The following is an 18,710-nucleotide window of genomic DNA, read 5'->3' on the forward strand; positions in this document are numbered from 1 at the left end:
CCACATAGGGAACCCAATCATCAAACAAGCTCCAGACATTGAGCTTTGTGTTGGTGAGCAGTCTATCCACCTGCTTGACGGCGTGCTTTCGCTCAAGGCCGCTGGCCAAAGAGAGGCCATTGCCAATGGCATGGATGGCCAATGACCCCGACTCAATAACCCCGTGGGTTGCATTGGCGAGCGACAAGACACGCTTGGCATGCATGTCCTGTCCGAATATGTCATCAATGTGGTTAAGAATTATTTCGTGGTTAAGCATGGAGGCTGTCTGCTCGCTATTAGCTGGTCAAGAACGGAGATCATACCTCAGAAGCCTTGCCATGCCTTGCTCATATGAGGGGATGGCTAAGGGTCTTGGCCATTGGTTTGGCCTTTTTTGGTATCAATGCCCCGATATTTTATTTTCTATTGGTAGGATTGGTTATCCCTGTCGGTATTTCCGTTCGATTACACCAATTGAAAGAAAAAAGCCTGGTGGTGATCCCCAAAGAACTGTCTCAATGGACGGTCTATGTGCAGGGCATCCCGGTACAGGAAAACCGCAGTGTATTGACTAACCCCTGTTTTGCTATTCAAACACACCTGCAAGCATTTTTCTTTCGGGCCTTTATGGTTAAAGGGCTGATTCAGGGGGCTACATTGTTGATGCTGATTGCGCAACTTTTCCGCACCACTAATCCGTGGATCTTACCCATCGGCCTATTTGTTGCGGTGTGGCTAGTTCTTAAGTGTATTGATACAGGAAAAATATTGGTCGCTGTGGCACGCCAAACATGGTCACTGGAAGAAGTAACCAGCGAGACCGGCACCAGTTGGTATCGTGCAGGGTTCAGCAAACAACAGCAACCGACAACAGCATTAGAGAGATTGTTAGCGCTCTAGGTTTGGATGAGCCGCATTTATTTAGAGCAAGGCTACCACTTAAAAGATAAACCGATTTTTTATTTTTCAGATACCAATTAAAGAGAGTGTTATGATAAAAATGATAAAAAACTTAGGTGCATTAGGCCTAACATTTATATTAGTATTCTATAGCTATGATGCATCATCAAACACAGCACCTTATAACTTCAAATGGGGTGATAGTTATGAGGATGTTAGGAATAAGCCAATTTATTCATTAGAAGTTAGTGATATTCAATATACTGATAAAGACCCTAATTCAATAACAGCCACCATAGATACCTTAGAGCTAGGTATATCAGACTATGACAGTTTTGAATTATTCTTTGACAAAATTAAAGGGTTAAAAGGATTAGTGCTTGAAAAAAAATTCAGTGATGAAAGAGGAAAGGATAATGGAGCACTGCCGTTATCATTATATAATAAAGAGGTCAGCATCATGGATAAAATTTATGGGCAACCGATCACTAAAGAAGAGTTTATGGCAGATAAAAATAAATTTAGCCAAAGCCTTATGGATTGCATTGAAATGCAAAAGTCCTTGTCTATGAAGGAATTAGACCCTAATGATGCAAAAGAGTGTTCAAAGTGGCAGCGTAGTTATAAAAAAGGTCGCTTAATTGTGCTTCTTTACATTGAACCTAGCAGTATAATAAAGCAATATATCTATAAGTAAAAAAGGTGATTATATGATGTCAAAATCTTTAAGATTAACGTTAATTGCCGTTATAGCAATGTTTGGAAGCTATAAACTAGCAATAGGTGCAGATCTCTATCCTACTCAATACGCAGAGATTATCATTAGTCATCAGCGAGCGGTATCGGCATTACATGCAAATGATTTAAATGCTGCAAAATCCTTTATTACTGGCCGAGATTATATATATCGCACTCGCGAAATCAGGGGGGAAGAGTCTTGGGGAGAGCTACGGTATCGTGCAGCCAAAATAATAGCAACTGCTTATGAAAAGGGAGAGGATATTCCCAAAGATGTTTTATGGCTTGCTTTTGTTTCATTATTTAAAGCTAAAGAAGGTTTACCTGACCATCCAGAAATCATGTTAGAGTATATGCATAAAGCGGTTGCAATGCTAATAGCAGACCCCCAGTTACTCGATAATATTGATTCAAAGTATGTTAGCACTTCATTTACTGAGGACGAACTTCAGAAATATGCAATATGGCAATACTTAAGTGATGGGGGTGAAATAGACTGGAAACAAAAAGAAAAACAAAAAGAAAATTATAATGATGACTATACTATTGCCGGGGTAAATTATCGCATATGGAATATTCGCTTCAGGAAAACACTCTGGAATCGTGGGGATGTATACCTCAAGGGAAAGGAGTATGTTTACAATACAGTTCACCAGTCATTACAGCCACAAATCGCTTGCGTCGCACAACATAAAGGATGGAAGCTTACGCTACCAGATGGATATAATTTCCAGGACAATTATCTCGACACCGGTTTTAATATGAGCACCTGCTCTCTGAATGAATAAAAAATAGTATTTAATTTAATCATTCTTTATCCCAAGATTATTAGCCAGTGAAATCTGGCTAACTCCCTTTTCATTATTAAACAGGTAAATAGATTCGTTTCAATGGAACAAGGAGTTTCGTTTCAATATCAATCTGGTCGTAATTTTCTACTGGAATTTTGCTGGATGAGCGACTTTTTTCTTCCTGTCGATAAACGGAATTTGAAGCTAGTTTTATACCCAAAATTATTCGAGTTGCATGTAGGCCGCAAGGGAGCGACAAGTCGCTCAGGAACTGATTTGAACAGCGCTTGCCCTGCCCGACAGGGTGAACCTCATAAATGAGGTTCATTAATCCCCAGCATAGATAACTATATGGCTGGAGTGACAGAGCACAGCAAACACTCAAGTAATTTCAAGTATGCCGGGTATACTCAACAAACCCATAAGCCCCACTAATTTGAGTCGATGGGCAAAATCCCCCACTCCGTGCATCATATCGTTGGTGATTATCTCTGCGTACAGGTATTATTTTGCGATATACATTCCAAATAATTGCGTGTGCGCTGCTGCTAAATTTTTAGGGATCACCATGAACAACAATGAACAGCTCTTTCTTAATGAGCTGGATAACAAATTCTGGAAGGCCGCCGACAAGCTGCGCGCCAATATGGATGCCGCCAACTACAAGCATGTGGTGCTGGGGCTAATTTTCCTTAAGTATGTTTCTGATGCCTTTGAGGCCCGCCAGCAGGAGTTGCTCAAGTTGTTCCGCGAACAGGGCAACCCGGACAATATCTACACCATACAGCGTGACGATTACGCCTCTGATGAGGAATATGCGCAAGCATTGTGTGATGAGCTGGAAGTTGAAGACTATTACAGCGAAAAGAACGTGTTCTGGGTGCCAAAAGCGGCACGTTGGGAGACGCTGAAAAACAAAGCGGCACTGCCTATTGGGGCTGTGTTGTGGGCTGATGACGCTGGGCAGGACGTGAAGCTGCGCTCGGTTTCCTGGCTGATTGATAACGCGCTGGATGAGATCGAAAAGACCAACCCGAAACTGAAAGGCATTCTTAACCGCATCGGTCAGTACCAACTGGGTAATGAGGTGTTAATTGGCCTGATTAACACCTTCTCGGATGCTAACTTTAGCAACCCGGAATATAACGGCGAAAAACTGCCGCTTAAAAGCAAAGATATTCTCGGCCACGTTTACGAGTATTTCCTCGGTCAGTTTGCCTTGGCTGAGGGCAAGCAGGGTGGCCAATACTACACGCCAAAAAGCATCGTTACCCTGATTGTTGAAATGCTCCAGCCGTATAAAGGCCGGGTATACGACCCGGCGATGGGTTCCGGCGGTTTCTTTGTCTCCAGCGATCGTTTTATTGAGGAGCACGCGGGCGAGCAACACTACAATGCCGCCGAGCAGAAACGCAATATTTCGGTCTACGGCCAGGAGTCCAACCCGACCACCTGGAAGCTGGCGGCGATGAATATGGCGATCCGCGGTATCGATTTTAACTTTGGCAAAAAGAACGCCGATACCCTGTTAGACGATCAGCACCCGGATCTGCGTGCCGATTTTGTGATGGCCAACCCGCCGTTCAATATGAAGGAGTGGTGGAACGCCAAGCTGGAAAACGATGTGCGCTGGCAATATGGCATTCCGCCGCAGGGCAACGCCAACTTTGCCTGGATGCAGCATATGATCCATCACCTAGCCCCCAAAGGCTCGATGGCGCTGCTGTTAGCCAATGGCTCGATGAGTTCCAACACCAATAACGAAGGGGAGATCCGTAAGGCACTGCTGGAAGCTGATCTGGTGGAGTGCATGGTGGCATTGCCGGGGCAGTTATTTACCAATACCCAAATCCCGGCCTGCATCTGGTTGCTGACCAAAGATAAATCTGGCGGCAACGGCAAAGCACACCGCAAAGGCGAAGTGCTGTTTATTGATGCACGCCAGATTGGTTTTATGAAAGACCGGGTACTGCGCGATTTTACTAAAGAAGATATTGCCAAAATCGCCGATACCTTCCATGCCTGGCAGCAGGATAAAGAGTATCAGGACGAAGCCGGTTTCTGCTTTGCCGCTACGCTGGATGATATTAAGAAACATGATTATGTCCTGACGCCGGGGCGCTATGTGGGTGCTGCCGAGCAGGAAGAAGATAGCGAACCCTTTGCTGAGAAGATGGCCCGTTTAACCGAGCAGCTAAAAGTGCAACTGGCAGAAAGCGCAGAGCTGGAAAAGCAGATTAAGACGAATCTGGGGGGGCTGGGTTATGGGTTCTGAACAGTTTCCTTCTCACTGGCAAGTGCTACCAATAGCAGAAACTGTCGATGCACTGATCGATTACAGAGGAAAAACTCCGAAAAAAACGAATAGTGGCATCCCTTTGGTCACTGCAAAGATAGTTAAAGGTGGAACTGTTCTACCTGCTACAGAGTATATCGCAGAAGAAGATTATGATTCTTGGATGGTTCGAGGTTTTCCTCAGGCGGGAGATGTCGTAGTCACAACAGAAGCACCGTTAGGTGAGGTAGCTCAGCTTGATGACCCCAACGTAGCCCTTGCACAACGTATTGTTACTCTTCGAGGCGCAAAAGGACTCTTACTAAATGATTATCTAAGATATGTTATGCAGGGCTCATACGTTCAAAGCCAAATGGAATCGCGTGCCACTGGTTCTACAGTCAAAGGAATTAAACAGAGTGAGCTCCGGAAAGTACTTTTACCCATTCCGTCATTACAAGAACAAAGTGCTATAGCCTCTTGTTTAAAATATTTAGATAAAAAAATCCAACTAAACCAACAAGTCAACCAAACCCTCGAGCAAATGGCGCAAGCGCTATTTAAAAGCTGGTTTGTGGATTTTGAACCGGTAAAAGCCAAAATTACCGTTCTGGAAGCTGGCGGCACAGTAGAAGACGCCACGTTGGCGGCTATGACAGCGATTTCTGGCAAAGATACCTCTGCCTTAGCCGTTTTTGCCCGTGCACAGCCGGAACAATATGCTGAACTCAAAGCCACCGCAGAGTTATTTCCGGCTGCCATGCAGGGGAGTGAGTTGGGGGAGATTCCAAAGGGGTGGGAAGTTAGTTCTCTAGCAAAAAGAATTAAGTTAGTTGGTGGTGGGACACCTAAACGCTCGGAGCCTAACTACTGGGGAGGTGATATTTGTTGGTACTCAGTAAAAGACGCTCCAAGTGAAAGCGATATATTTGTAATCGACACTACCGAAAAAATCACCCCAGAAGGCTTAGCTAAAAGCTCGACCAAACTTCTGCCCATCGGTACAACAATAATTTCGGCCAGAGGAACTGTGGGTAAACTTGCACTGACAGCTGTAGAAACAGCCATGAACCAATCCTGCTATGGAATATCGGGAGGCAAGTACTCAGGACCTTTTCTAACATACCTAAAAGTTAAACAGTGCATCGACGTATTGAAGAGAAACACACATGGGGCGGTATTTGACACAATAACTACAAATACCTTTGATACAGTCAATATGCTTACTGCCCATGATGTAATCAATAGTGAATTTGAAAAATGCATCACGCCATTATTTGATGCAATTAAAGTTAATTTAATAAGTAATTCAGCTCTAAAACAACTCCGCGATACCCTGCTCCCCAAACTGCTTTCCGGTGAAATAACCTTGCCGGAAGCAGAGCAGGCTATAAACGAGGTGGAGCATGTATAAAGTTGATCAACCTACTAACAGCCTTCATTCGCTTCAGGAGGTATCTTTTAGTAGCCTGGGCTATACAGAGCGTAATCACCTGCAAGAGTGGCTGGCTAAAAACCCGCAGTCACTCACCCGAGAGAGTGATGATGAATTGCTGATTATCCAGAAAGAATTCGCCGGATTTGACGATACCAAAGAACGCCTCGATCTATTAGCGATCGATAAGAAAGGCAATTTGGTGATTATCGAAAACAAACTCGATGATTCAGGACGAGACGTGGTGTGGCAGGCACTGAAATATGCGGGTTATTGCGCTAATCTGCGTAAAGAGCAACTTATTGAAATATTTCAGCTTTATCTTGATAAAACGGAGCCAGAAGAAACACGCCCGGCAGCCGAAGTGATGGCGGAATTCCTGGAATATGAAAGTCTGGATGAAGTCATGATCAATCAGGCCCGCACTCAACGCGTAATGATGGTCGCTGCCACTTTTCGTAAAGAAGTCACCAACACGGCTCTCTGGTTGATGCAGTTTGGTATTCGAGCCCAATGCTTCAAAGTCACACCATACCGCTTCAATGAGGATGTATTTATTGATATCCGTCAGGTGATCCCAACACCAGAAGCTGAATCCTATATGATCGGCATGGCGCAGAAAGAAGCAGAAGAACAATCCACCAGCGGTGAACTAAAAAGCCGCCATCATATGCGCAAAGCATTCTGGACGCAGATGCTGGAGAAGCTCAGGCATAGTTCTTGTTCATTGTATAACAATATCAGCCCATCAACTGACCACTGGCTAAGTGCAGGTTCGGGTATTAGCGGTGTCTCTTACAACCTGATTTTCAGCAAAAAAGAGATACGTGTTGAGTTGTGGATTGCCAAATTCTCAGCTGAAAGTAATACCTTTGCTTACAACTGGCTTTATGAACATCGACAGTCAATCGAAAATACCTTTGGTCATGCACTTCTCTGGCAGCCTCTGCCAGGTAAAAAGTCTTGTCGAATTAGTTATGCAAAACCAATATCCAGCTTTGATCAGACGAACTGGCCGGAAATGATTGATTGGCTGCTGAAAAATATGACCGCATTTGAAAAAGCGATAGATCAGTTTATTACACCACTGAACATAGCGCTTAAAGAAGTATCGAACACACAGGAAGAAATCGAAGTGACTGACACCAAGGAAGCATAATGCTGAGCGAAGACGCGTTGGAACAACAATGCCTAACCTGGTTTGCCGAAACCGGCTGGGAAGTTCATCATGGCCCGGATATTGCGCCGGACGGCAGCGACCCGCAGCGCGGCTCTTATCATGATGTTTTCCTGCGTGGGATACTGACAGATAGCCTACGCACGATTAACCGACACTTGCACGCCGACGTCTTCGATCAGGTTATCTCCAAGGTCACTCACGCACAAAGCCCCGATTTGGTGGTCAGTAATCAAGCCTTCCACCATCTTCTGCTGGAAGGTGTGCCGGTGGAATATAAGAAAGGCGATAACGTTATTCACGATCACGCCTTCTTAATCGACTTTGCACATCCGGCCAATAACCGCTTTATGGTGGTTAACCAAATGACTATCACCGGCGCTAAACAGCCACGCCGCCCAGATGTTATCTGCTTTATCAACGGCCTACCGATAGCGGTAATAGAACTTAAAAGTCCGACGGAGGTTAACGCCGATATCTGGGCAGCATTCAACCAACTGCAAACCTATAAAAACGAACTCAGCGATCTGTTTATCTGTAATGAAGCGCTGGTGGTGAGTGATGGTTACCATGCCCGTATTGGCTCCCTTACCGCCGATCAAGAACGCTTTATGCCCTGGAAAACCCTAAGCCACGAGAACGACAAACCGTTGCTGGAATGGCAACTGGAAACCCTGGTAAAAGGTTTCTTCAACCGCGAATTGCTGCTTGATTACCTACGTTACTTCATTCTGTTTGAACGTGACGGCAAACATCTGATTAAAAAAATTGCCGCCTATCACCAGTTCCACGCGGTGCGTGAAGCGGTACGCGCCACCATCGTGGCGGCCACCGGTAAACATCTGGCACTGCACAGCAACATTCATCCCGGCAGCAAAAAAGCCGGGGTGGTGTGGCATACCCAAGGCTCCGGCAAAAGCATCTCGATGTGTTGCTATGCCGGTAAATTGTTGCAGCAGGCGGAAATGGATAACCCGACCATTGTGGTGGTCACCGATCGCAACGATCTGGATGGCCAACTGTTTACCACCTTCTGCCAGGCGCAGGATCTGCTTAAGCAGTTGCCAGAGCAGGCGGATGATCGTGAAAAGCTGCGTGAACTGCTCAACGCCCGCGAGTCTGGCGGCATTATCTTTACCACGGTGCAGAAGTTTACCCCGGAAAAGGGCGAGAAAGCACACCCGGCGCTTAACCTGCGCGGCAATATCGTGGTGATTTCCGACGAAGCCCACCGCAGCCAATATGGGCTCAACGCCACGCTGGATCGGGAAACCGGCGAATACAAATACGGTTATGCCAAGCATATGCGCGATGCGTTGCCGAACGCCTGCTTTATGGGTTTTACCGGCACACCGGTTTCTGCTGAAGATAAAGACACCCGCGCGGTATTTGGTGATTACGTCTCGATTTACGATATTCAGGATGCGGTGGACGACGGCGCAACGGTGCCGATCTTCTACGAATCCCGCCTCGCCAGGCTTGATCTCAACCATGAAGAACTGGAAGCCCTATCCGACCAGGTGGATGAACTGGTGGAAGATGAAGAGACCGAGCAGCAGGAGAAAACCAAAGGGGAGTGGAGCCGCCTGGAAAAACTGGTGGGTTCGACACCACGCCTGAAGCAGGTGGCAGAGGACTTAATCAAACACTTTGAGGCGCGCAACGCCACCATCAGCGGTAAAGCGATGGTGGTTGCCATGAGCCGGGATATCTGCGTGCGGCTTTACAAAGCGCTGGTGGATCTGCGCCCAGAATGGCATAGCGATGACGTTGAGAAAGGTGAGATCAAAATCATCATGACCGGTTCCGCCTCTGATAAAGCCCATTTGCAACCGCATATCTACAATAAGCAGACTAAAAAACGTTTGGAAGCGCGCTTTAAGGATGTGAATGATCCGCTGAAGATCGTGATTGTGCGCGATATGTGGCTGACCGGTTTCGATGCCCCTTGCTGCCACACCATGTATATCGACAAACCGATGCGTGGCCATAACCTGATGCAGGCTATCGCCCGCGTGAACCGGGTGTTTAAAGATAAACCGGGTGGGCTGGTGGTGGATTACATCGGCATTGCCAATGAGCTCAAGCTGGCACTCAAAACCTATACCGATTCGAAAGGCAAAGGGCAAACCACCATCAATACGCATGAAGCCTTCGCGCTATTGCTGGAAAAGCTGGACATCATTCATGGCATGTTTGCCAAAACCGCTACTTCACCGGGCTTTGACTATGCTGGCTTTGAAACTAACCCAACACCACTGTTGATTGGGGCGGCAAACCATATTCTAAGCCTGGATGAGGGCAAAAAGCGTTTCTCTGATACCGTTCTGGCGATGACCAAAGCTTGGTCGCTGTGCAGTACGCTGGATGAAGCCGAGCCGCTGAAGAGAGAGATCGCCTTTCTGTGTGCGATCAAAGTGGCAATCACCAAGTTTGGTACCCCCGATAAAAAACTCAGCGAAGCAGAAAAGAACTCGGTGCTGAGCCGCATTCTGGATAATGCTGTCGTTGCCAATGGCGTGGACGATGTGTTTGCTATGGCCGGTTTGGATAAGCCGAATATCGGCTTGTTGTCTGATGAGTTTTTGCAGGAAGTACGTGATATGCCCTACCGTAATCTGGCGGTGGAGTTGCTGCAAAAATTGCTTAACGATGGTATCTACGCTCGCAGCCAGAATAATGTGGTACAGACAAAAAAATACTCTGAACGTCTTCAAGCGGTACTCAACCGTTATAACAGCCGAGCCATTGAAACCGCACAAGTGATCGAAGAGTTGATCCAAATGGCGAAAGAGTTCCAGGCAGCGATGGCGCGAGATGAAGCGCTGGGGCTAAACCCGGATGAGATCGCCTTTTATGATGCGCTGGCAGAAAATGAAAGCGCAGTGCGTGAACTGGGTGACGAGGTGCTGAAAAAACTGGCGATAGAAGTAACCGAGAAATTACGTAAATCCACTACCGTCGACTGGCAGGTGCGCGAGAGCGTGCGGGCACGGTTGCGGATATTGGTGCGCCAGACGCTGCGCAAGTATAAGTATCCACCGGATAAAACCGCCGGGGCGGTGGAACTGATCCTCAAACAAGCAGAAGTGGTGTCGAATAGCTGGACGCTGTGACTGGAGCAGGACAGTATTAATAACCTGAATATCGGCTGGTTTTTCATTGTGTTCAGTAATATTTGTCCGGTGAGTCAGAAGGTCCAGGTTATCACCGAGCAGAATTGGTACGTTGAGTCGTCGTATTAATGAAAACTTTCAGACTCTGGAAAAAGTATTGTCGAGTTGGCGGCTTGGTAGAAGAACAAGGAGGTGTAAATGATAACTTTATCACCGGAAAGACTATTGAATTTTTTGGAACAATGGCAGCAGGTGAGACCCCCTGCTTTATTCCAAAATAAGCCAGCAATTAAACCTTTGGCTCCAGGCAAGTTAGCTGCATTTTGTAGTCTGTGGCAGCATTACCAACCTTTAGCTGCACAGAATGCGCTTTTTTTTGACCCTTGGGATATCGCTGGATTGGCACGTAAAGAAGTTCAAAATACAACCGTGCTGGCTTGGTTACTCAATCCTCTGGGTAGCCATGGCTTCGGGGACATCATGCTAAATACACTGATGGCTGAACTTTCGTTACGCTCTGCTGGCCAGCTACCTGCATATTACGGTGAATACTGTCGCGTTAACGTTGAAGTCTGCCCTTCGGGAGATACCAGTAATCGGGTTGATCTGGTTGTGGATGCTCATACGTTTTATCTGCTGGTGGAAGTTAAAATTGATGCAGCCGAACAATATGAACAGCTAAGCCGTTATGCGCAGGAGGCTAACATTTGTGCAGGCCAACGACCTTGGGCCGTTTTATTTCTGACGCCGCATGGCTGTGTGGGTTCTACTATTGGGGAATCAACAGAAAAAAATAGACATCTGTCCCTTTCTTGGTACGAATTATCACGGCTTCTATGGCCGGTACTACGGGGGTATCGGCAAGATATTCAATATAAATCTCCACAGCGTCACATGGCTGAGCAGTCAGCTACGTGTTTTATTCGTCGTATGATGCAGTTTTAAGGAGCCGTTCATGGAACAAAATAACGAAGCAGGTAAACTATTGCTGTTACAGCTAAAAACAGTCAATGAAGCAGCTGCCTATCTTGAACAGGTCATTATCCCTGAGTTTTGGCGGGGACTTGATGCATGTACCAATGCTTTTACCTGTCAATATGACTGGAAATATGATTGTAACATTGAAAATGAAGATATGTGGCTTGCACCGAAGTCGTGGCAACTCGATGAGCAGACAAAGAATTGGAGCCTCAGGTTTGAAAGCAAATGTACTGACGAGAGTAGTGATCATGATTATTTATTTGCTGTGATGACTGGCGTTGGTACACAGCCGGGAGAATGGGGGTTTGTATCCCGCATCAATATGGCCGAGTGCGGTGGCAGCCGCAAAGCAAATACTGCGATAAAATCCATTGATAATGATTTTATTGCTCGCATGCATGAGCTCGACTTCCGCTATCTAGGCAAAGGGGAATTCTTTTTACCGGTGAAGTTTGATTCAACTTTGTTAAGTGAAACGTGGATGACTTATGGGGAGTTCCCTGAACAGGATGATGCTTTTGAGCCATTACGGGTTGCATTAGAGAAATTGCGTTCAGCGGCTCCTATTCTGGATGATTTCATGAAAGCGTTGGCGAGTAAGCTATCTCAGTCATAACGGTACAGCGCAAATCACGCAGCTAAATAACCGGATTTACGCGGCACAATCACCGCAATTGATGCTTGAAATCGTCGATGGCAAGGTACTGAGAGGGAGCTATCTAAATTGAATCTTTGGGGTGTTACTTGATTGGGTCGTGCCAAGACATCGTGTGCCTAAAGTCGTGCCCTATAGCCTTACCGTGGTAACCAATCCGTTTCAGTACCTGATTGATACTCGCTTCACTCATCGGCTTTGTAATGTCGTTACGACCCGGAAAAACCAAGTTGTAACGGCCAGTCACCACTTGATTTGGGTATAACTGAGTTGACCTCGATAGAGCTCGTGACAGAAAAATTCAGTTGTATCAGGGAGTATAAAGGATAGAAATAGAATTCAGTAGAGTCTGGTTTACTTCAAAATGGTCCCTACAGGATTCGAATAGAAGCCTTAAACCCATTGTTATTACTAGTTTTTCATCTGTTCGAAAAACGCAGGAGCCCCCAATTAGGCCCCCAAACGTATTCCGCTGGGATTATGAGCTTAAGAGAAGCTCAGTTAAACCAAATAATTCTACCTCATCGACCTTTCCAACAACATTCCCTGGACTGCGCAGGGCGATTTTTATCATCTTGTCGATGAACCGGATTTGAACCTATTGTGCCTCACTACGGAAATGGAATATGCAAATGGCATAACTCGCGCCCTCGAAGCTTATGATTCTGGCACCCTGCCACCCTCAGCCAGTTCTCATTACGCTCGCGCCAAAACCGATACTCTAAATGCAGAACCTTTGGCCTGCTTCGCTTTTTGTACATGGTACGCAGCTGTACATCATCTTTTTCCCAGGGAAGGTAAACCGCCGGAGACAACAATCCTACGCCCGCCAATGTATTGGTCCATAATGTCTCGTGACTTGACACTTTTGGTTTTTTTACCCTTTGCCGTTACTTTCTTGTTTTTGCTGGATTTGCTTTTTGCAGCGATTCTTTTCTTGGCATGAGCAAGCAGAATAAGCCGCCCTGACATCAAACTCTGTCTCGAATCATCTGCAGCATCATAGCCATTCACGATGGTCACTATTTCTTTTTCAATTTCCGATAACGTTTTTTCAGCAACAAATTTTTCTATCACAGCAGAGTATTTTTTATCTAACTGTTGAGTTATCGCCCATTGATAGGAAATCGCGGTTATACAGTTTTTCTTGGAAGGGCTACTGCTGATGGAAAAAGTGCTTCGTCCCTCTGGGTGGACTTTACTTACATGCTTTTCTAATCTTTTCGCGTCCTTGAGAGAGACGTTACATACTGGACATTTACAGCTTTGAGGGTCAACCAGCGATGCTTCTACTAAGGGCTTAGCAAGATGAGCTGCCATCTTCCAGCCATGATTGGCTAGCAAATGACTGGACAGAACCGTCAGCTCGACTGCGGTATTACACAGACCACAGATGATTTTTTCCATATCCTATCCTCCCCCTCAAACGCTGGATGCTTCATGGCTTTTTGCCATGAAGATATTTATCACCGCAGAACAGAAAATCGAACTCGAACACCTACATGACTCCAACAGGGATAAGCACGTTTGTGATCGTATAAATGCAATTCTTCTCGCTTCTGAAGTCTCGCATTGATGTAGCTTACCGGTTCTGTATCACGCAGAAACGGTTAATCAGTGAAGGTATTCTCTAGTAAATGAAGCAGTACGCGCAAACGTTCATCCGCTATTCAGGCAGGCGCATCAGCAACGACTTTAACCATGCATAACGTTCCATGAGATAAGGTTGATCTTACCCACGAACAATGGACACACGGCTAAGCGAGGTTTTGGTTTTCAAATTGTTCCGGGCTAAGACCACCACAGGCACTGTGGCGACGCCAGCGATTGTAATCGCACTCGATATAATTAAACACGGTTGTTTGCATTATTTCCCGGCTGGCAAAGTGCTCGCCGTGGATACACTCCACTTTTAGTGAGTGGAAGAAGCTTTCAACACAGGCATTGTCGTAACAACAGCCTTTTGCGCTCATACTGCCACGCAGATTATGGCGTTTCAGTAAGGCCTGGTAATCCGCTGAACAGTACTGGCTGCCTCTGTCTGTATGAACAATGACATTTTCCGGGCGTTTACGCCGCCACAACGCCATTTGCAACGCATCGCACGCCAGTTGTGCCGTCATCCGCGAGGACATCGACCAGCCGATGACGGCTCGCGACCACAGGTCAATCACCACCGCCAGGTAAAGCCAGCCTTCATCTGTACGCAAGTAGGTAATGTCACCCGCCCATTTCTGATTCGGCCCACAGGCGGTAAAGTCTTGTTTCAACAGGTTTTCTGACACCGGCAAACCATGCTCACGGTAACTGACCGGCCTGAACCGGCGCGAGGCCTTTGCGCGCAGCCCCTGACGACGTAGGCTAGCGGCGATGGTTTTGACGTTGTACGCTGGAAGCTCATCAGTAAGACGTGGCGCACCATACCGCTGTTTTGCGTCACTGAATGCCTTTCCAACGGCCTCATCGCAGACAAGACGGAACTGCTGACGCGGGGTTATCTGATGATGACGTAGACGCCAGGCATACCAGCCACTGCGGGCGACACGGAGCACCCGACACATGGCTTTGATGCTGAACTCAGCCTGATGTTTTTCGATAAAGACATACTTCATTTCAGGCGCTTCGCGAAGTATGTCGCGGCCTTTTGGAGAATAGCCAACTCTTCATCACGTTCGGCTAATTGGCGCTTTAAGCGGGCATTTTCAGTAGCAAGAGTCTGTTCACGCTCAGAAGCAGATAGGTTTTGCTGTTGCTTAGTACGCCAAGCGTAGATTTGCGATTCATACAGACCGAGTTCTCGCGCAGCGGCGGCCACCCCAATACGTTGGGCGAGCTTAAGTGCTTCGTCACGAAAGGCGGGCGTATGTTGTTTACGGGGCTTGTTTTTCGTTGTTGATGTTTTAGTCATGAGTCACCTCTAGGTTAAGAGTTTACTCACTTAGTGCCGTGTCCACTATTGCTGGGTAAGATCAGGTCACAGCTAATACAACCTAACATGCACCGCTAGCCTATCCGTTCCGGCAATACGCCTGGGTAATGCTTGGCAATGATATCGTTCATCTTGTCCATCAACGCCGGTTTCTTAAATGTCAGATGCGCCGATCCCTTCATAAAGTATTTGATTGTAAAATACTCATCTTCATAAACCTCCGCCCTCTGCCGATTGGCACTGATATGATCATACAGCCGAGAGGTGACATCCCTCCGATTATCCGGTATCGCCTTGTCCTCCAACAGGAACAACATCCTCTCCAAATCCGCCAATTGGTCACGCCGGTAGTTATGATTTAGCGTAAATCCCCATTGGTTGTAACACACCAAACCGCTGACAATAATTTTCTTGCCAAATTTACAAGGATGATTGGTTTTGTAATTCCAGGATAATACTTTGAACAGGTTGATGACGCCACGCTCAAAGACTTCATCTTTATTTTTATGCAGTTGCTCAAAGGTACTGTAGATATTCTCTTCACTGATGGCTGGAATGTTATCCCCTTCCAGATTTCGATACCACTGGTCACGGGCCTGAGCATCCATCAAGCTGAGCATACCCGATTTTCCCATCAGGTCTCGCCATATCTCGCGGTCAAGATTGCGGGTAATGACTTTCATGGCGGTTTCTACTTTCTCCATCAGCCAACTACCGCAGCGGAAGTCTTGACGCATAGCCCAGTCTCTTGCAACACCACCGCCAATACTACTGGTCATGGTCGAGATATCTTCAAGCTGGTGGATAATGGCCTGAATTTGCGCCAGCGCGGCATTACGCCCAACAACGATACGTTCAATGTTGGTGGAGCAGATAACTTCGATATGGCCGGTTAACACTTCGGGTTCAGTGTGAGTGAGTGTCGACATGATTTTACTTCCTTTATTTAAGACAGAGATAAAAAAGCAAAACGCCACCCAGTGGGCAGCGTTGATGCTTGTTTAGGGGGAATACGTTATGGCGGTTGTTACGTTGACTAATTTGCCATGGACTGAAGGTTGAGAACCACGTTCAAGGCCTGTTCAACACAAGGCAACAGTTTGCTGGAGTCGGTCATCTTTTCATCGTTATCAAAGATGAGCGTTGAGTCACAATCAATATTGTCCTGCAACCAGTCAATGAGGATTTGTAGCCCTTCTGCAAGGGGTAATGAGCAAGGCGATGCCACACTGGCGTATTCGGGTTCACTGGTTTTCTGCAACGAATAACCGTGGTTATTGACCGCTTTAATCAACGCAGCCAGCTCGATACCATCCACGTCAACGGCTATCCTCCCCCTGTTCAGTCCCAGTACGAGGATACTGTCGGCTTCAATATTCAAGTCGATTTTCACGGATGTGTCCCCTGTCGTTGGTTTTTACCGTTGGTGATATGGGTGATGGCCTTGTAACCTCGGCGTTTCATCAAGCCTGTAGCCTGTCTGGCCCGGAGAATATCAATAGGCGTAATAAACGGTGATTGTTCGCGGATACTGAAACCAGTGCGGTCAATACGCACCAGTTCATATTTTTCCACGATACAATTCAGCGCATCCGCCAGAGAAATACCCGCATCAAGGTTTTCTTGAATGACTCCATCGTGACTAAAGGCGGTGTCTTCCAGTGTCAGACCATAGTGTTGTTGCAACAGATGGGTCAGCAACGCCTGCCAGATGGCGATAGGTGACGGGCAGGACCGAGCCGCCCGTTTCGGGGTAACCGATACAGTTTGCATGATTGTTATCCTGATAGAAGGTTGGGAGAAAACGTTAATGCCTGAGTGAGGTAACGCCGTTTTATGCGGTTGCCGCCGGTGTTGGATAAATGGCTATGTACACATAACCGCACGAGCCCAACGTATCGGCTTCGCAGGTCAGTCCGTTTGTATGAAGTGTGACGCAATGTTGTTGTCGGGGATTGAGTTCACCAGACATCAGCATCGACTCCAACTGCTGAAGCCAGAGCGGGAATTGTTGGTCGAGATGACGCAACTCGGCATCGCTGAACGTCCCCACGACATCTGCACGATCTCCCAGGTAATGCAGTTGGTGGCCTTGCTGTACCAGACGCGCCCCAAACTGTGGCGTGATGGCACGTTTTAACCCCCAGACTGGTGGGGTGATATCTGCCCCCTGGGAGGGGCTATCAGGTTCGATATTTGTCATCGCTAAGTTTCCTTGAAATAGACACGGCCCAGCAATGAAGCAGGGGTGTATCGTGGATGAGAAAGTAGATAAGGCTGGTTTTGGTGTAGTGAGTCATTACCAACCGAAGGTGGCAAAGTCGGGTAGCAGTTCACCCAGTGCATCAATATGCAGGTAGGTCAGTTGGTGTCGCTTCATCAGGGTGCTGACCAGATATCGGCAGGGTTTGGAGAGCCCCAGGCGTTTGAGTTGCAATATCGGGTGGGTCCACGCATCCAGACGGATCAGATAGCCAGTGCCCGAAAATGAGATCCACTCACCATCACTAAACTCATCGTGGCAATGAGAGACTCGATACAGCACGGTGTTGTCATCTTCAGTGATATGGGCCGAACTGCATTGCAGACCAAAGCGTAAAAGCGGTGTGGTTGTTGTCATCTTGTCCTCCTCACAACCAGCCACGTTCGGCAAATGAGACGATATCCAGGCCACCGACAACTAGGTGGTCCAGCACTCGCACATCTACCAATTCCAGTGCAGCCTTTATCCTGTCGGTGATTTGTCGGTCAGCCTGGCTGGGCTCGGCCAACTGGGACGGATGATTGTGGGCCAATACGGCTTTAGCGGCATTGTGCTTCAGAGCAGACTTCACCAACTCGCGCGGGTGGACGGTGGTACTGTTGATGGTGCCGGTAAACAGCGTCTCCTGAGCCAGTAGTCGGTTTTGATTATCGAGCCACAGCACAACGAAGACTTCACGCTCAAGCCCAGTCAGATGCAGGCGCAGCCAGTCACGGGTCACGCTGGTGGAGGTAAACGCTACGCCCGGTTCCCGCAACTGTTTAGCCAGCAGATTCAGGGCGCGTCGGACGGTCCGTTGTTCGCCAGGTGACATTTCAGCCACTATGGGGGATAAGGTGATTTTCATGGTGAGAGTCCCTTGTTGCTCAGTCAATCAGGGCGAAAATGGCTTTGCACTCTGAGTGAGTGAGAGCGTATTCACGCAATCGGTAGAAATGTTCGGTCATCGCCTCGCTTTCGGTACGGCAAGCGTGGTGGCTATAGGTCATTAGGCAAGCGGTAATACCGGCAGCCTCAGCACCCATTTCGGCACCATTGCCATTCATGTCGTTAAACAGTGACCACCGCTCATCGCTTTCTGGTGCCATAAAGGCCCCCCCATTGCTCAGCGTATAAAAGTGCCAGGAGCCCCCGTTGTAATCAGTACATAGGCGGTCAAGCCAGCCAAAGGCGTGCGGCTCCAGAATGAGCCATTGCGGTATGTTGCCAAAGTGCTGTGGCCAGAAACGGAGGCGCTGGCGGTTTGGCACAACAGTGGCGGTCACGCGTTGAGGTGTGGGTGATACATTGTTCATGGTTGAATAAACTCCTTGAGATGAAAGGCATAAAAGCAAAACAGGCCCCACCGGAAAACCGGAGGAGCCTGTTTGATGTGTGGAAAATATTTCCCTGGTGTTAACGCAAAAGATTCAATGGGTGAGGACTATTACTGCCCACCATGGGCGTTAGCAGAATAAGTATCTCCCAG

The 18,710-nt window shown here is 47.3% G+C and carries 18 protein-coding genes and 4 pseudogenes; 10 read left to right on the forward strand and 12 right to left on the reverse strand.

All coding sequences use genetic code 11. The annotated features are described in order from the left end of the window. Window positions 1-259: pseudogene (locus IO95_RS05885) on the reverse strand (IS4 family transposase); the annotation flags it as partial. A gap of 95 nt (window positions 260-354) precedes the next feature. On the opposite strand from IO95_RS05885, the gene IO95_RS05890 reads away from it, so the two are divergent. The 3 genes from IO95_RS05890 (at window position 355) to IO95_RS05900 (ending at window position 2,408) form a co-directional block, all read left to right on the forward strand. Next, window positions 355-882 carry a hypothetical protein gene (locus IO95_RS05890; RefSeq protein WP_235186736.1) on the forward strand — a complete coding sequence of 176 codons (528 nt, stop codon included), beginning with the start codon at window positions 355-357 and terminating at the stop codon, window positions 880-882. A 91-nt stretch (window positions 883-973) separates the two neighbouring features. Then, entirely contained in the window at window positions 974-1,579 is a 606-nt protein-coding gene (locus tag IO95_RS05895) for a hypothetical protein (protein WP_051791124.1), read from the forward strand. Window positions 1,580-1,592: 13 nt separating this feature from the next. Then, on the forward strand, window positions 1,593-2,408 hold the full coding sequence (locus tag IO95_RS05900) for a transcriptional regulator (protein WP_235186737.1): 816 nt from the start codon (window positions 1,593-1,595) through the stop codon (window positions 2,406-2,408). Between the two features lie 76 nt (window positions 2,409-2,484). Here IO95_RS05900 and IO95_RS26410 read toward each other — a convergent pair. Further along, window positions 2,485-2,559 (reverse strand): annotated as a pseudogene (locus IO95_RS26410) (restriction endonuclease); the annotation flags it as partial. Window positions 2,560-2,979: 420 nt separating this feature from the next. Between IO95_RS26410 and IO95_RS05905 the strand changes: the two are divergent. From IO95_RS05905 to IO95_RS05930, 6 genes are all read left to right on the forward strand, one after another. Continuing rightward, window positions 2,980-4,686 (forward strand): class I SAM-dependent DNA methyltransferase, encoded by a 1,707-nt coding sequence (locus IO95_RS05905; RefSeq protein ID WP_023492856.1) that lies wholly within the window; start codon window positions 2,980-2,982, stop codon window positions 4,684-4,686. Then, the gene (locus IO95_RS05910; RefSeq protein ID WP_037384295.1) at window positions 4,676-6,100 is read left to right on the forward strand and encodes a restriction endonuclease subunit S; all 1,425 of its coding nucleotides are present in this window, start codon (window positions 4,676-4,678) and stop codon (window positions 6,098-6,100) included. The genes IO95_RS05905 and IO95_RS05910 overlap by 11 nt, the downstream gene beginning before the upstream one ends. Then, window positions 6,093-7,280 carry a DUF4268 domain-containing protein gene (locus tag IO95_RS05915; RefSeq protein ID WP_037384298.1) on the forward strand — a complete coding sequence of 396 codons (1,188 nt, stop codon included), beginning with the start codon at window positions 6,093-6,095 and terminating at the stop codon, window positions 7,278-7,280. The genes IO95_RS05910 and IO95_RS05915 overlap by 8 nt, the downstream gene beginning before the upstream one ends. Further along, on the forward strand, window positions 7,280-10,414 hold the full coding sequence (locus IO95_RS05920) for a type I restriction endonuclease subunit R (RefSeq protein ID WP_023492273.1): 3,135 nt from the start codon (window positions 7,280-7,282) through the stop codon (window positions 10,412-10,414). The genes IO95_RS05915 and IO95_RS05920 overlap by 1 nt, the downstream gene beginning before the upstream one ends. A 234-nt stretch (window positions 10,415-10,648) precedes the next feature. After that, a complete protein-coding gene (locus IO95_RS05925) occupies window positions 10,649-11,359 on the forward strand; it encodes a PD-(D/E)XK nuclease family protein (protein ID WP_160165609.1) in 711 nt (236 codons plus the stop codon). Between the two features lie 10 nt (window positions 11,360-11,369). Next, the gene (locus IO95_RS05930; RefSeq protein WP_023492276.1) at window positions 11,370-12,011 is read left to right on the forward strand and encodes a hypothetical protein; all 642 of its coding nucleotides are present in this window, start codon (window positions 11,370-11,372) and stop codon (window positions 12,009-12,011) included. Window positions 12,012-12,156: 145 nt separating this feature from the next. Here IO95_RS05930 and IO95_RS25980 read toward each other — a convergent pair. Both IO95_RS25980 and IO95_RS05935 read right to left on the reverse strand, forming a co-directional pair. Continuing rightward, window positions 12,157-12,303, reverse strand: a pseudogene (locus IO95_RS25980) (integrase); the annotation flags it as partial. Between the two features lie 524 nt (window positions 12,304-12,827). After that, window positions 12,828-13,457, reverse strand: coding sequence for a hypothetical protein (locus IO95_RS05935; RefSeq protein WP_023492278.1), 630 nt, complete (start codon window positions 13,455-13,457; stop codon window positions 12,828-12,830). A 46-nt stretch (window positions 13,458-13,503) separates the two neighbouring features. On the opposite strand from IO95_RS05935, the pseudogene IO95_RS25065 reads away from it, so the two are divergent. Continuing rightward, window positions 13,504-13,614: pseudogene (locus IO95_RS25065) on the forward strand (IS630 family transposase); the annotation flags it as partial. A 193-nt stretch (window positions 13,615-13,807) separates the two neighbouring features. Here the strand turns inward: IO95_RS25065 and IO95_RS05940 are convergent. The 8 genes from IO95_RS05940 to IO95_RS05980 form a co-directional block, all read right to left on the reverse strand. Next, window positions 13,808-14,958, reverse strand: a protein-coding gene (locus IO95_RS05940; protein WP_369794329.1) for an IS3 family transposase whose coding sequence is annotated in 2 segments (ribosomal slippage) — window positions 13,808-14,697 and window positions 14,697-14,958 — 1,152 coding nt in all. Because the reading frame shifts where the segments join, the coding sequence is not laid out codon by codon here. Between the two features lie 95 nt (window positions 14,959-15,053). After that, complete coding sequence (locus IO95_RS05950) at window positions 15,054-15,908, reverse strand: DUF4942 domain-containing protein (RefSeq protein ID WP_023491174.1); 855 nt, start codon at window positions 15,906-15,908, stop codon at window positions 15,054-15,056. Window positions 15,909-16,015: 107 nt separating this feature from the next. Next, window positions 16,016-16,372 (reverse strand): DUF5983 family protein, encoded by a 357-nt coding sequence (locus IO95_RS26300; RefSeq protein ID WP_023491175.1) that lies wholly within the window; start codon window positions 16,370-16,372, stop codon window positions 16,016-16,018. Beyond that, window positions 16,369-16,752 (reverse strand): TA system toxin CbtA family protein, encoded by a 384-nt coding sequence (locus IO95_RS05960; protein WP_023491176.1) that lies wholly within the window; start codon window positions 16,750-16,752, stop codon window positions 16,369-16,371. Before IO95_RS05960 ends, IO95_RS26300 begins: the two co-directional genes overlap by 4 nt. Window positions 16,753-16,813: 61 nt before the next feature. Next, complete coding sequence (locus IO95_RS05965; protein ID WP_023491177.1) at window positions 16,814-17,182, reverse strand: type IV toxin-antitoxin system YeeU family antitoxin; 369 nt, start codon at window positions 17,180-17,182, stop codon at window positions 16,814-16,816. Window positions 17,183-17,278: 96 nt separating this feature from the next. Next, on the reverse strand, window positions 17,279-17,599 hold the full coding sequence (locus tag IO95_RS05970) for a DUF5983 family protein (protein ID WP_023491178.1): 321 nt from the start codon (window positions 17,597-17,599) through the stop codon (window positions 17,279-17,281). Window positions 17,600-17,609: 10 nt separating this feature from the next. Next, window positions 17,610-18,089: a DNA repair protein RadC gene (radC, locus tag IO95_RS05975; protein ID WP_023491179.1), complete on the reverse strand. Its 480-nt coding sequence runs from the start codon at window positions 18,087-18,089 to the stop codon at window positions 17,610-17,612. 19 nt (window positions 18,090-18,108) lie between these two features. Then, window positions 18,109-18,537: an antirestriction protein gene (locus IO95_RS05980; protein ID WP_023491180.1), complete on the reverse strand. Its 429-nt coding sequence runs from the start codon at window positions 18,535-18,537 to the stop codon at window positions 18,109-18,111. Window positions 18,538-18,710 lie beyond the last annotated feature (173 nt).

The sequence above is a fragment of the Serratia sp. DD3 genome (assembly GCF_000496755.2).

Bases quoted from the DNA above. Each gene is read 5' to 3' on its own strand.
- IO95_RS05895 (WP_051791124.1), top strand. From the start codon at position 974: ATGATAAAAATGATAAAAAACTTAGGTGCATTAGGCCTAACATTTATA.
- IO95_RS05900 (WP_235186737.1), top strand. From the start codon at position 1,593: ATGATGTCAAAATCTTTAAGATTAACGTTAATTGCCGTTATAGCAATG.
- IO95_RS05905 (WP_023492856.1), top strand. From the start codon at position 2,980: ATGAACAACAATGAACAGCTCTTTCTTAATGAGCTGGATAACAAATTC.
- IO95_RS05910 (WP_037384295.1), top strand. From the start codon at position 4,676: ATGGGTTCTGAACAGTTTCCTTCTCACTGGCAAGTGCTACCAATAGCA.
- IO95_RS05915 (WP_037384298.1), top strand. From the start codon at position 6,093: ATGTATAAAGTTGATCAACCTACTAACAGCCTTCATTCGCTTCAGGAG.
- IO95_RS05920 (WP_023492273.1), top strand. From the start codon at position 7,280: ATGCTGAGCGAAGACGCGTTGGAACAACAATGCCTAACCTGGTTTGCC.
- IO95_RS05930 (WP_023492276.1), top strand. From the start codon at position 11,370: ATGGAACAAAATAACGAAGCAGGTAAACTATTGCTGTTACAGCTAAAA.
- IO95_RS05935 (WP_023492278.1), bottom strand. From the start codon at position 13,457: ATGGAAAAAATCATCTGTGGTCTGTGTAATACCGCAGTCGAGCTGACG.
- IO95_RS05950 (WP_023491174.1), bottom strand. From the start codon at position 15,908: ATGTCGACACTCACTCACACTGAACCCGAAGTGTTAACCGGCCATATC.
- IO95_RS05960 (WP_023491176.1), bottom strand. From the start codon at position 16,752: ATGCAAACTGTATCGGTTACCCCGAAACGGGCGGCTCGGTCCTGCCCG.
- IO95_RS05965 (WP_023491177.1), bottom strand. From the start codon at position 17,182: ATGACAAATATCGAACCTGATAGCCCCTCCCAGGGGGCAGATATCACC.
- IO95_RS05970 (WP_023491178.1), bottom strand. From the start codon at position 17,599: ATGACAACAACCACACCGCTTTTACGCTTTGGTCTGCAATGCAGTTCG.
- radC (WP_023491179.1), bottom strand. From the start codon at position 18,089: ATGAAAATCACCTTATCCCCCATAGTGGCTGAAATGTCACCTGGCGAA.
- IO95_RS05980 (WP_023491180.1), bottom strand. From the start codon at position 18,537: ATGAACAATGTATCACCCACACCTCAACGCGTGACCGCCACTGTTGTG.